This is a genomic window from Halobacillus sp. ABD4_316, assembly GCF_056161385.1.
The window spans coordinates 125,311-137,912 of the sequence record NZ_JBSWZA010000001.1 but is presented as its reverse complement, the minus strand read 5'-3'; the positions used below and the strand labels follow the sequence as shown (position 1 = coordinate 137,912).

Annotated in this window: 14 protein-coding genes; 4 read left to right on the top strand and 10 right to left on the bottom strand. The window is 50.0% G+C overall.

Annotation, left to right across the window (positions count from 1 at the left end; translation table 11 throughout):
* The first annotated feature begins 19 nt into the window (after positions 1-19).
* The 3 genes from ACXAJH_RS00825 to ACXAJH_RS00815 all read left to right on the top strand — a co-directional run bounded on the left by ACXAJH_RS00825 (position 20) and on the right by ACXAJH_RS00815 (position 2,143).
* On the top strand, positions 20-346 hold the full coding sequence (locus ACXAJH_RS00825; RefSeq protein ID WP_474992834.1) for a hypothetical protein: 327 nt from the start codon (positions 20-22) through the stop codon (positions 344-346).
* A 50-nt stretch (positions 347-396) separates the two neighbouring features.
* Complete coding sequence (locus ACXAJH_RS00820) at positions 397-576, top strand: hypothetical protein (RefSeq protein ID WP_474971587.1); 180 nt, start codon at positions 397-399, stop codon at positions 574-576.
* Positions 577-643: 67 nt separating this feature from the next.
* The gene (locus tag ACXAJH_RS00815) at positions 644-2,143 is read left to right on the top strand and encodes a potassium/proton antiporter (protein ID WP_474968261.1); all 1,500 of its coding nucleotides are present in this window, start codon (positions 644-646) and stop codon (positions 2,141-2,143) included.
* 534 nt (positions 2,144-2,677) lie between these two features.
* On the opposite strand, the gene ACXAJH_RS00810 is transcribed toward ACXAJH_RS00815, so the two are convergent.
* From ACXAJH_RS00810 to ACXAJH_RS00770, 9 genes are all read right to left on the bottom strand, one after another.
* Positions 2,678-3,004: a hypothetical protein gene (locus ACXAJH_RS00810; protein WP_474968260.1), complete on the bottom strand. Its 327-nt coding sequence runs from the start codon at positions 3,002-3,004 to the stop codon at positions 2,678-2,680.
* Positions 3,005-3,079: 75 nt separating this feature from the next.
* Entirely contained in the window at positions 3,080-4,078 is a 999-nt protein-coding gene (locus ACXAJH_RS00805; protein ID WP_474968259.1) for a potassium channel family protein, read from the bottom strand.
* Between the two features lie 434 nt (positions 4,079-4,512).
* Entirely contained in the window at positions 4,513-5,442 is a 930-nt protein-coding gene (gene rbsB / locus ACXAJH_RS00800) for a ribose ABC transporter substrate-binding protein RbsB (protein WP_474968257.1), read from the bottom strand.
* A gap of 11 nt (positions 5,443-5,453) precedes the next feature.
* Positions 5,454-6,410, bottom strand: a complete 957-nt coding sequence (gene rbsC, locus ACXAJH_RS00795) for a ribose ABC transporter permease RbsC (protein WP_051254585.1) — start codon at positions 6,408-6,410, stop codon at positions 5,454-5,456.
* Positions 6,394-7,893, bottom strand: a complete 1,500-nt coding sequence (locus ACXAJH_RS00790; protein ID WP_474968256.1) for a sugar ABC transporter ATP-binding protein — start codon at positions 7,891-7,893, stop codon at positions 6,394-6,396. Before ACXAJH_RS00790 ends, rbsC begins: the two co-directional genes overlap by 17 nt.
* Positions 7,894-7,907: 14 nt before the next feature.
* The gene (gene rbsD / locus ACXAJH_RS00785; protein ID WP_474968255.1) at positions 7,908-8,300 is read right to left on the bottom strand and encodes a D-ribose pyranase; all 393 of its coding nucleotides are present in this window, start codon (positions 8,298-8,300) and stop codon (positions 7,908-7,910) included.
* Positions 8,297-9,187, bottom strand: a complete 891-nt coding sequence (gene rbsK, locus ACXAJH_RS00780; RefSeq protein WP_474968254.1) for a ribokinase — start codon at positions 9,185-9,187, stop codon at positions 8,297-8,299. Before rbsK ends, rbsD begins: the two co-directional genes overlap by 4 nt.
* Entirely contained in the window at positions 9,184-10,170 is a 987-nt protein-coding gene (locus ACXAJH_RS00775) for a LacI family DNA-binding transcriptional regulator (RefSeq protein WP_474968253.1), read from the bottom strand. The genes rbsK and ACXAJH_RS00775 overlap by 4 nt, the downstream gene beginning before the upstream one ends.
* Positions 10,171-10,282: 112 nt before the next feature.
* Positions 10,283-11,260 carry a DMT family transporter gene (locus tag ACXAJH_RS00770; RefSeq protein WP_474991725.1) on the bottom strand — a complete coding sequence of 326 codons (978 nt, stop codon included), beginning with the start codon at positions 11,258-11,260 and terminating at the stop codon, positions 10,283-10,285.
* Positions 11,261-11,355: 95 nt separating this feature from the next.
* Here ACXAJH_RS00770 and ACXAJH_RS00765 point away from each other — a divergent pair, with 95 nt between their 5' ends.
* Positions 11,356-11,928 (top strand): helix-turn-helix domain-containing protein, encoded by a 573-nt coding sequence (locus ACXAJH_RS00765; protein ID WP_474992832.1) that lies wholly within the window; start codon positions 11,356-11,358, stop codon positions 11,926-11,928.
* A gap of 154 nt (positions 11,929-12,082) precedes the next feature.
* Here the strand turns inward: ACXAJH_RS00765 and ACXAJH_RS00760 are convergent, their stop codons facing one another.
* The gene (locus tag ACXAJH_RS00760) at positions 12,083-12,601 is read right to left on the bottom strand and encodes a DUF4188 domain-containing protein (RefSeq protein WP_474992830.1); all 519 of its coding nucleotides are present in this window, start codon (positions 12,599-12,601) and stop codon (positions 12,083-12,085) included.
* Position 12,602 lies beyond the last annotated feature (1 nt).

Genomic DNA, 12,602 nt, shown 5'->3' with positions numbered 1-12,602 from the left:
GTTTGGAAGGAGGGAAAAGATGCGTCTCTTTATCGCAGGAGGCATGCTGTTGTTTGCAGCGGTTTTAAGTCCGCATGGAAAATTTCAGGAGCTTGCCTACAGCTGGTCTGACGATTTGAATATCGCGTCATCTGTTCAGTTGTCGGACGGCGCGGCCGTCTTTTTCCAGCCTCTATCCTTTCATCTGCCTCCGGACCAGGATGATGAGGGACCTTCTGCGTTTTTAAACGCTTTCCTTTTCTCCCTTGTCCAGTTCCATGAACTAGTTGAGAACCAGGTGTTTGGTTATAAGGGTGAAAACAGAGGATTTCTCATTGCCAGGCATGCGAATTCAACCTATACATAAATGCTCCTTTCTCATGGATCCACACGATTCCATATAAAGGAGACAGCGCGTTGAAAAATTCTAAAGACACAGGGCTTTATGCCGTGGTCGTTCTATTTATCTATCTATGCTTTTTCGGGTCTGTCTGGTTCTTCGGTGCTCTAAACGGAGCGGACTGGTCCTCCTGGTGGATCGATTTTTCCTGGGACATGGTCAATACGAAAGAGCTGAAGCAGATCATAAGTTTGTAAAAACGGGACCATGCTTGGAGCTGCAGGCATGGTCCTTCATCTACACATTGAATAAGGGAGTTATGGAATGTTTATTGAAGCTTTTGGAACGGATGCGTTTGTACTTATTACCGCTTTTTTACTTTTCAGCGGCATCGTGGCCGCCAAGTTTTCCAGCCGCTGGGGGCTGCCGGCGTTGATTCTGTTTATGATTGTCGGAATGATTATCGGGAGTGACGGCCTTGGGATCATCTATTTCGATGATGCGGGAGTGGCTCAGTTGTTCGGGGTCTTCGCCCTTGTTCTGATTTTGTTTGAAGGCGGGCTTCACACAAAATGGTCGACCGTCCGCTCGGTGGCCCTCCCTTCTCTGTCCCTCGCTACCATCGGCGTTGTCCTTACATCGACGTTAATTGGGGCGGCGGCTTTTCTTCTGCTTGACTTAAGCTTGATGGAGGGACTGCTGCTCGGGGCGATTGTCGGTTCGACCGATGCCGCCGCTGTATTTTCTGTGTTAAAAGAACGGAACATCAAAGCGAAAATGGGAGCGACCTTGGAAGCGGAATCCGGCACCAACGATCCTATGGCCGTCTTTTTGACGCTTTCTTTCATTGAATTGATTTCCAATGAAGGGAGCTCCATCTGGATGCTCATCCCCACATTTTTCCTTCAGATGGGCCTGGGCCTCGTGTTAGGTGTCCTGTTCGGCTGGACAGCCTCCTTTTCTATCAACCGCATCCGACTCGGATCAAGTGCCCTTTATCCAATCTTATCGATTGCATTTGCGCTCTTGACCTACGGAATTACCGCGTTCGTCGGCGGAAGCGGCTTCCTGGCCGTTTACATTGCCGCGCTTGTTATTGGAAACCGGGAACTGACATACCGGTATTCCATATTTCAATTTAATGAAGGCTTTGCCTGGATGGCACAAATTCTCATGTTCATCATCCTCGGGCTGCTCGTCTTTCCGGACCAGCTGTTTTCATCCGAAGTGATGTATGACGGCATCATCCTGTCTCTGCTGCTCATCTTTGTTGCGCGGCCGGCCGCTGTATTCCTTTCCTTGATCCGCCTCAACTATACGTTCAAGGAAAAACTGTTCATTTCATGGGCCGGACTGCGGGGAGCCGTTCCAATCGTCCTGGCTACTTTTCCGGTCGTAGATGGATTGAACAACAGTCAGACCTTATTCAACATCGTCTTCTTTATCGTGTTGACGTCTGCGTTGATCCAGGGCTCGACGATCTCATGGATGGCGGACCGCTTAAACCTTGTCGGGCCGAAAAAGGATACCCCGCACCATTCCATCGAGCTGATATCGATGGGGAAGGTGGCTGTGGAAATGATCCAGTATCAGACAAGCCAGGAATCAGCGGTGGTGGGAAGCCGGCTGCGGGACTTGTCTTTCCCGAACCATGCGAACATTAATGCCATCATTCGTGATAATCAGGTCATCACCCCTTATGGTGAAACAGAAATCAAAGCTGGAGACTTCCTTTATATTCTAGTGGAATCCAAATATAAGGATCAGGTGACAAAGGAGCTGGAGAGGACAGTCACTCCTATAAAAACCGGATCGGAATCATAGAAAAGGAGAGGGCCCCGGGGTCCTCTCCTCAGCTTGTAGAGAAACCCCTGTTTCTTTACAAGCTTTTTTCTTTCTTACCGCCAGGAGCGAAGCCCCTTGGGGGTTCTATAACATCGCCAAAGACTCTCCTTCACCCCGCTCACCCTTGCTGGATGGAGAACAATCTTTTTCATATTCCGGCAGACAGCCGTCATCAGCGCCTGTTCTTTCCCTTCTTTTCCACGCAAGCGGCAATAGCGCAGCTCATGCCGTTCTTTGGAATCTGCGAACCTGCTTCGTGCACAATCTCTCTCCTCTATATTCTAACGTCGACACGTGGAGCGTTCGGTGGTGATGCCTGCGGGAACAGCACGGGCCGAAGATCCACTTGGGCAGGCGACCTTCCTGACCAAGTTAGCTGAGGGCGTGCCCGCGGCATTCATCCACCGATAAGCGGAGTGTGACCCTTCCCACGACAAATGGACAACGCTAACGGGTTGACACAGGCTTTTTCTACAGACAAGGAGAGGACCTCAGGGCCCTCTCCTTTTTTATTTATTCCTCTGCGATTTCCACCTGGTTTAAACATTTGTACACGAGGAGCTGTACCAGAATAAAGCCGATCCATAAGAGCACCAGACTATTACGGTACATAAAAACAGAGAGTTCATGGTCTCTATGCAGATCAAACAGGCTGTCTACAATAATCATTGTCCCCATCCAGCTGTAGATCAGACTGATGATGAAAAACAGCCACTTGTTTTTCCGATCGGTAATGATTGACTTTTCATATGTATACGACACAGCAAATAGAATGACAGCTGTCAGCAGATGGACAACGACCATGACCATTAGACCGGAATGGTTTAGTACAGGTAACATTCCTCCCCCCCTTTCTTACGGAAAATCCCGGACCATTATCCCGTACTCAGCCGGATTTTTCAATACTCTAAGGGATCAGCAGAGCGCATCATACGTTTGTTTATCACAGACGACACGGATATGCGCCCCTTCAGGGAGCGGCTCATCCAAGTGTTTATAGATGTCCATGTTTTCTCCGACGGCGATGACATTGCCCCCTTGGGACGTGACATCCTCGACAACATCGCGGTAGGTCTTCCATTCTTCTTTTCTTTCAATCTGGCGCAGATCATAACCGGACTCCCGGCTGATAAGCTGATTGAATAACCCGGAAACGCCTTTTTGGAACGAAGAGCGGACGAGCATTCGGGAGACAAACTCATCGGATAAAACGACCTCATCTACTTTGCTGTGCTTGAACATCGGAACGTGGTCGCGGTCGAGCACCTCGACCGTTGTATGGACGTGAGGGGCATTCTTTTCCAACGCTGCAGCAACGAGCAGCGAGTTGCCGTCGACAAGCCTCGAACTGTCCGAGCAGTCTGTCGCAAAAACAATCGCACTTTTACTGTCTTCAAGATTGGCTTTGTCAAGAACATCCTTTTTCATCGGACTGCCGTTTATGTAATGGACACGCTTCATGTTGAGAGGTTCTTTTTCTACCTCATCGATGAGGACAATTTCTGTCTCTTTATCGGCCAGCAGGATTTCATCAATGGCCAGCGCCGCTTTTTTGGACCAGCCGACGATGACAATGTGGCCTTTACCGTGATAACTCAATTTCCCTTCCTCCTTCCGCTTTTTAAAAATTCCCATCGCATTGGCAATCAGGCTGATGACAACACCCAGCACACCGATACCCACAAGGTAAAGCAGCATGGCAAAATTTCTACCGGCGGTTGTTTGTGGGGAGATGTCTCCATAACCGACGGTCGATATCGTCGTCATTACCCACCAGAGGCTGTCGTGAAAACTCGTGAAGGTTTCGGGCTCGATCCACATGATGGTGAACGTACTGCCGAAAATAATCAGGAAAGAGCCGATCAGCAGCGTCGTTTTATCAAGGCGGATAAATTTGATTAGAATATTACGCAAAGGACTCCCTCCTATCTCTGTTGTGCATCGTTTCATAGATTATTTCTCGTATTGAAAAATTGAAACGCGCGTAAATAAAGATCGATCGTTTCGCAAGCTGAAGGAAAGAAAACGGCCCTGCCCCCCTCTGCTTTCGGAAGCCAGGTCCAATAGTTTCAAGAATCCGGGTTTTCGTCAAACCGGGGCCGGTTGTCATCAATCCTACCTTCGTCCTATGTCCTGTCAGTATTACAAACCACATGGTAAAACACAAGTAAAAACAGAAAGAGACAGCTCTATGGCTGTCTCTTCAAAGTGGTTCGAAAATTCACGGCAGGCTTTACAGGGATCCACAGCGTACACTGGTGACGTCTGCGGGAACAGAACCTCATCAATAAATGGAACGTGAGTACGGATACTGATCAATCCCACTGACGAATATGCAGGAGTTCCAGTTATTCGCCGATGTTCTCTGTGGTTACCAGTTTCAAAGGAACCGGAATTGTTTCCTCTACTTCCTCTCCCTGCAGTACATCTGCGCCTGCCTGGACAGCCAGCGAGCCGATCTGTTCCGGCTGCTGGGCGACGGTTGCGGAAAGATTGCCGTTCTGAATACTCGTCATTGCATCTTCATTTCCGTCAAAACCAACGACTAGTACATCACGGCCGGAGCTTTGAATGGCCTGATAGGCGCCCAGAGCCATTTCATCATTGTGGGCGAAGACTGCTTCCAAATCCGGATTTCCCTGAAGAATGTTCTCCATCGTATTCAAGCCTTCTGTACGATCGAAGTTCGCGGTCTGCTTAGCCGTCACATTCAACTGCTCATCAGCTACCGTATGGAAGCCGCTTCCCCGCTCCCTCGTTGCAGAGGCTCCGGGAACACCTTCAAGCTCTGCCACTTTGGCGTCCTCTCCCAGCTGTTCCACCATATATTCAGCGGCCATCTTCCCGCCTTTTTCGTTATCCGAACTGACGAGAGTGGCCACTTCTCCTTTTTCAGAAGAACGGTCCAGCGTAACGACGGGAATGCCTAGGCTGTTGGCAGACTGGACAGCCGTTGAAACCGCCGAAGAGTCGGTCGGGTTGATCAGCAGGACGTCGACCCCCTGCTGGATCAAGTCTTCCACGTCGCTGACTTGTTTAGCTGCATCATTCTGTGCATCAACGACGACAACATCCATCCCCTGGGCTTCTGCTTCTTTCTCCACCCCGTCCTTCATGGAAACGAAAAACGGGTTATTCAAAGTCGACACAGACAATCCTATTTTGATATCTTCCGGATTTTTATTATTGTTCGGTTTGGCCCATTCCGGCGGCTGCAGAGAACATCCGCTAAGAAAAAGCAGGACTGCACCGATGATAAGTAACAATCGTTTGTTCATGTTCATCCCTCCTACGCTGATTTCTTCCGGTCCATGAGGACGGCAATAATAATGACGACACCTTTAACAACCATTTGGAAAAAGGAGGAGACCCCGAGCAGGTTCAGTCCATTGTTCAACGTTCCAATAATCAAGGCGCCAATCAATGTACCGACAATCAAACCACGCCCTCCGGATAAGCTCGTCCCGCCAAGCACAACGGCAGCAATCGCATCCAGTTCATAGGATGTACCGGCAGTCGGCTGTGCTGAATTCAAGCGTGAGGTAAGAATCGCCCCAGCAAGTGCAGACAATAGACCGGCTAAAGAATAGACAAGGACTTTCACCCGGGAAACATTGATTCCTGAGATGAACGCTGCTTTTTCGTTACCACCAATCGCATACGTCCGACGTCCGAACGGTGTTTTATGAAGAATCACCCAAAGAACAGCAAAAGCGAGCAGCATGGTCACCGCAGGTACAGGTATGCCGAGGAAATAGCCGCGGCCGAACAGCTGAAACGCATAGCTGTCGCCAAGTCCTGTAATCGGGTTTCCGTCGGTATAGACAAGAGTCAGACCACGGAACATCGTCATCGTTGCCAATGTAGCAATAAACGGAGCCATCTTTCCTTTTGTAATCAACAGTCCGTTGACAGCTCCCATCAGCGCACCAAGCAGGCATCCGATCAGAATAGCTAAAATCGGATCAATGCCGGATACCATCATCCCGGCCATCAGGGCACTCGATAGAGCAAGAATCGATCCGACGGACAAATCGATGCCGCCGGTGAGAATGACGAAGGTCATCCCATAGGCAATGAGGGCGTTAATGGCAACCTGACGTAGCAGGTTTAATAGGTTCAAAGGTTCCAGAAAGCTTGGGTTTATAATGGATACAACGGTAATAAGTACAAGAAGCCCGACCAGCGGCCCCAGCTTCTGCAGTGACTGGCCGATGCTGTTCGTTTTCTTAATGGCGTTCATCATGGACGTTCCCTCCTGTCGCAAATGTCATAATCTTTTCCTGTGTCGCTTCCGACCGGTCCAGTTCACCGGAAATGGTGCCCTCGTGGACGACGAGAATCCTGTCGCTCATGCCGAGTACTTCCGGCAGTTCAGAGGACACCATCAGGATAGCTACTCCACGGTCGGTCAGCTCGTTCATCAACTGGTAAATCTCCCGTTTTGCCCCGACGTCCACTCCACGTGTCGGTTCATCAAGAATCAACACTTTCGGCCCGATGCCGATCCATTTGGCAATGACCACTTTCTGCTGATTCCCGCCGGATAAGTTCTTCGCTTCAGTTTGGGCGGATTCGGTTTTGATTGTCAGGCGCTTGATCAACATCTCCACGAATTCCAGCTCCCTGCCATCCTGGATGAGCGAACGCTTTGTGAAGCTTTTCAGGCTGGGGAGAGCGATGTTATCTTTAATAGGAAAATCAAGCACGAGTCCTTCGTCTTTCCGGTCTTCTGTAATTAACCCAAGTCCGAGTTTGATCGCCTGGCCCGGATTCTTCATAACGGCACGCTGACCGTTCACATGGATGTCTCCCTCGTATTTTCCATCCAGTCCGAAAATCGTCCGCATGATCTCTGTTCTTCCCGCCCCCATCAATCCAGCAACCCCAACAATTTCACCAGATTTCACTTGGAAACTGACGTCCTGGAATACGCCCGGACGTGTCAGGTTTTTCACCTCAAGGACGGTTTCTCCCGGATCGGCCTGCCTTTCTGGAAAACGATCGGTGAGTTCACGCCCCACCATTTTGCGGACCACTTCATCAAAGCTCGTGTCCGGAATCGGTGTCGTATCAATGGTACGGCCGTCCCGCATGACGGTGATACGGTCGCAGACGTCAAAAATCTCCTCCATCCGGTGGGAAATATAAACAATAGAAACCCCCGAGGCTTTTAAGGAACGGATCACGCCGAACAGCTTTTCAATCTCTCTGTCGGTTAAGGCTGCTGTCGGTTCGTCCATAATAATCACCTTGGCATCGGTCATGAGCGCCTTGGCGATTTCAATCATCTGCTGCTCCCCGACCGAACACTGTCCGGCATCCTTATGAAGCGGGATGGAAATGGAGAGCTTTTCAAACTGTTCCTTCGCAACCGCTTTCATTTTTCTCGTATGGATAATCCCAAAAGATGTAACCGGTTCCCGATTAATGAACAGGTTCTCCAGAACGGTCAACTCCGGCCAGACATTCATCTCCTGATGAATAAAAGCGATGCCGTAGTTTTCCGCTTCTTTTGGGTTGGAGAACGTTTTTTCCTGACCGTCAATCTGGATCGTCCCCTGATCCTTTTTGTGAAGGCCGGTCAAGATATTCATGAGCGTTGATTTACCTGCCCCGTTCTCTCCCATGAGGGCATGGACTTCCCCTTCCTTGATTTCGATATCCACGCCTTCCAGCACTTTGTTCGTTCCAAACGCTTTATGAATCTGATTCATCGTAATATGCATCGTCTCACCCCTTTTTAGAAAATGACCCCGGCATGCAGGATACAGTTGGCATAAGGCGTCATTTCACCTGTGCGGATGACAGCTTTGACATCTGTCAGCTCCTGCTTGAACGCTTCATGGGAACGTTCGTCCATCCCGATATCCGTGAACATTTCTTTCATTTTTCGATGAACAGCCGGGTTGGATATCATCTCTTCCGCTGTGGTCACTTTTTCTACACACATCTCCTCCTGCACGACCTGTACCACTTCCATAAACCCGGGTACTCCCTCTTTTAAGGCAAGGTCGATCTTCAATGTTCCTGCCGGTATCGGAAGGCCCGCATCAGCGATGGCGATCCGGTCGGTGTGACCGAGATCGGCGAGCACTTTACTAATGCTGCTGTTCAAGATGCCGTGTCTCTTCATGGCTTCATCGCCTCCTCAACATCCTCACGGGACGGCATTCCCCCCTGCGCTCCGAAGCCGGTGACAGACAAGCTGGCCGCCCGGTTGGCAAAACGCAGGCTTTCTTCCATCTCTTTTCCTTCGGCAACAGCTACAGCAAAGGCGGCATTAAACGTATCCCCCGCTCCCGTCGTATCGACAGCCTTGACCGGGAAGGACGGTACGAGAACTTCTTCCCTTCCATTATGGTAACGGACGCCGGCTGCGCCTTCGGTGATGAACAATTTATTCTGGTGTGCCTGGAGCGCCTCTGATAAAGCCAGGCCTCCAAATAATACAGCGGCTTCATGTTCATTCGGTGTGACGTAGCTGACTTGATCCAGGACCACTTGTGGTACAGGTCTTGCCGGAGCTGGATTTAACAACAAAGGCACGCCATAACGGGAGCACAGCTCTGCGGCATGAACAACCGTTGCTTCCGGCACTTCCTGCTGAATCATCACAAGATCACTGTTCTTCAAAAGTTTTTCTGCTTTTTCAATATACTGCGGAGTGACATGGTCGTTCGCTCCCTTGACGACGACGATGCTGTTATCGCCTTCTGCTAAGATGATGTGGGCTGTTCCACTTCTTTCATGTGTAACCGGTTCCACATAGTCGATTCGTACACCGTTTTTCTTCAGATTGGCTGTGATTTCTTCTCCGTAAGTGTCTTCCCCTACACATCCGATCATATAGACATCAGCTCCCAGACGGGCGGCTGCGACCGCCTGGTTCGCCCCCTTGCCCCCGGGCACGGTATCAAATGCTTTACCTAATACGGTTTCACCTGCCTCCGGCCGTTTGTCAGAGGAGACGACAAGGTCCATGGAAGAGCTGCCAATGACAGCGATGGTCGGCTTTTTCATTCTTGATCATCCTTTCGTGTTGTATGTCGTTCGATCAATTCCACCGGCATTTGAATGGACCGGTGCTCTTGTTGAGGCTGTCCAATTCTTTGTATTAACAGTTCAGCCGCTTTTCTACCCATTTCATAAGCCGGCTGGCGGATGGTCGTCAGCGGCGGATAGGACAGACGGCTTTGTGGGATATCGTCATAGCCGATGATCTGCAGATCCCCGGGGATGTTTTTCCCCCGCTTCAACGCTTCATGGACGATGGCGATGGCGACAATATCATTACTGGCAATGATGCCGTCGGTTTCAGGAAATTTCTGAAACAGCTCCTCGGCCCAGTTCAAAGCTTCCTCAAAGGCATAGGAGGTCGTTGACATGACGGAAAAATCCACGTCCGCTTCCCCAAGAACCTCCATGGCACCCCGGTAGCGATCAACTGCGGGTTTAACGTGGGCAGGGCCTTTGACGAGCGTCACCCGCTGCGCCCCTTTTTTAATGAGGGTCTCTGCTGCGAGCCTTCCTCCTTCCCGGCCGTCTGCGTACACAGCGGGATAACTGCTTGACGTACGGTCAAGCAGGACCAGCGGGAGATCGAGCGACTGGTACATATCATAATCCACGTGGTTCGTCGCCGTAATCATACCAACCACATTATTCTGGACAAAGGTTTGAATGTAGTCCATTTCCTTTTCGATATCCTCATCACTGTTTCCGAGTAGAAGACGGAAGCCCTGGCGGCCGGCCTCATCCTCCACTCCTCTGGCCAGCTGAGGGAAAAACGGGTTTGTTATATCCGGAAGAAGCAGGCCGATCAATCTGGAGCCCCGCTTATACAGCGACCGTGCCACTTCGTTCGGGCTGTAATTCAGCTCTTCAATAGCCGCCATCACTTTCTTCCGTGTTTCTGTGCCTACATAGCCATTATTATTCAACACGCGTGATACCGTAGCCACGGACACCCCCGCATGTTTCGCTACATCTTTTATCGTTACCATAGCTTCACTCCTGCATTGTGTAACCGGTTACATAGAACATAGCATAAACGTTTCAAGAAAGGCAAGAACAAAATGAAAAAACCCGGAACAGCTGATCCGGGTTTCTGGATATTCAAGCTCTTTTCATCTGTACGCCGCTTTGTACCGGCGCACTCCCTTTTTTAACGGACAGGCTGTGCAGAATGATTCCTGTGATTAATAACCCCATTCCCAGAAAGGCCGTTGAACCAGGAAGGGGCGCAGACAATAGAAGCACTTCTCCTAGAAGGACGAACAGAACCTGGGTGGACTGCGTGGCTTCGACAGCTGCAAGCTTTCCGCTCTGATGCCTGGCGCGGTCTGTTGCTATAAAAAATAAGGTTGTGGCTGCCACACCGGAGCAGACGGCGACAATGAAGGACTGGAGTACCTGCCCCTGCGCCGGCGGCCCCGCTGTGACCAAAGCCGTCGTACTTAAAATCAACCAGAACGGGAGACTGGCAAGCGTCATGCCTAGAATGCGCTGGAAGGTATCCAGACGATCACTGCTGAAGGCCATCATTTTCCGATTTCCAAGAGGATAACAGAAGGCAGCGATAAGAACAGGAAGAATCCCTGCTGTTAGTTCCAGTGGTGTGACCTTCTCCAAATGCTGGAGTTGAATCAGACAGACTCCTGTTAAAATAAGAAAGGAAATAAGCAGCGAGCGCATCGGAATCCGCTCCCGCCTTTTTTCAGGACGATTCCCGATGTACACCGTCGTGTGGAAAAACGGAGTGAGGAGGATACCGGCCGCAATAGTCACCTGCCACGTCCCGGCGATCAACCATCCAGGACCGTAGGCAGCGGCATAGGTTAAGGGAGCGTAAAACAGAACGAATCCGACAAAGCTCCATCCGATCCAGGTGGCCGGATGCTTTTTCAATTCCATAAACACTTGTTTCCCATTCTTTCTTACACGTACAATGAGAAGCAGGAACGGGACCATAAATAGAAAGCGCAGGGATGCACTCCACATCCAGCTGCCACCGGCTAGTTCCATCGACCGATTCAGAATGAAGGTGACAGCAAAAAACATCGAGGCCGTTACACCGAGCAAAATCTCTCTCATCTCCACCACACCTTTATATATTATATTTAACTGATGTTACATCATAATATACCAAAAGAATGATCAATTGAAAACCATCTACAGGAGGAAAAATGATGAGCGATCCCCAAAAGAACGATGCTGAAAAAATAGCCAGACAGGCCGGAGTGACGCTCAGGCGCCTGCGAAAAGGAAAACAGCTCAGTCTGCAGGACCTGGCCGACCTCACGAATGTCAGTAAACTGACGCTTGGCAACATCGAGCGCGGAGAAGCCAATCCATCCCTTACCGTCATGTGGAAAATTGCCAACGGTCTGCAGATCCCTCTTTCCACGCTGCTTGCCGAGGAGCAGGAAATTGTCATATCAAGAAAACATGAAGGAAATAAAGTTCTGAGTGCAGATGAGTCCTTAACACTTGAACCGATGTTTTCCACCCGCGGCTTTGACGCAATCGAGACGCACCGCGCCTTTTTAAAGCCGGGAACCGAATATGTCACCGATGCCCACCAATCCGGAGTGGTCGAATACATCACAGTGATGGAAGGACGTGCCCGTATTCAGATCCAGGACGACTTCTATGATCTAAAACCGTATGATGCGATTAAATTCAGTGCTGATCAGCTCCACGGGTATCATAACCCCTACGATGAGCCGGCCGTCCTCCATTTTGTAATGATGTATAATTAAAAGCCATGAAAGGACCGGACAAAATTCGTAACATCACCAAATCAAAAAAGAAAACAGGGAGGAGCTTCTGTCAGACAGAAGCTCCTCCCTGTTTTCCATAAACATGATAGAAGAATCGCTGGACTCCTGAATTACAAAAAAACATCCGTTTTCTTCACAACCGGCCGCGGGAGGATTCATCCATTTTCACAGCCTCCTGCCTTTTAAACCGCCGGCGCGCTGAAACGGTCTGCGGGCTGATTTTTGTATGACCGATGGCTTTAGCCAGCCCGAATTTCGGCATGTTTCCATAGATCGATTCAAACTGCCCCGGTTTCTGAAGATACGTTTCATGATAGATGCCGACTTCTTCTGTATCCCCGGCTAGTTGGTAAAACTTCTTCCACGCCTGCCGATGCTTTTTCCCACGGGCATAGTCCATCAAGGCCTCCTCAGATTTCCAGTACTGCACCATCAGCACCGTCCGGCCTGTAAAGAAGTTCTCCATATCAAGAAATCCCATGTCCTTATGTGTATAAAGCTCCTTGATCATCGGCGGCATCGCCCGGAGCACAGGAAGCCATTTGTGTACCGCCCGCCATTTATTGATCCGCATCCCGATGAGAAAAACGACAAACCCTTGCTCTCCTGCCGCTTGTGTCGTATAACGTCCTTGAAACACTTGTTTCCCCACG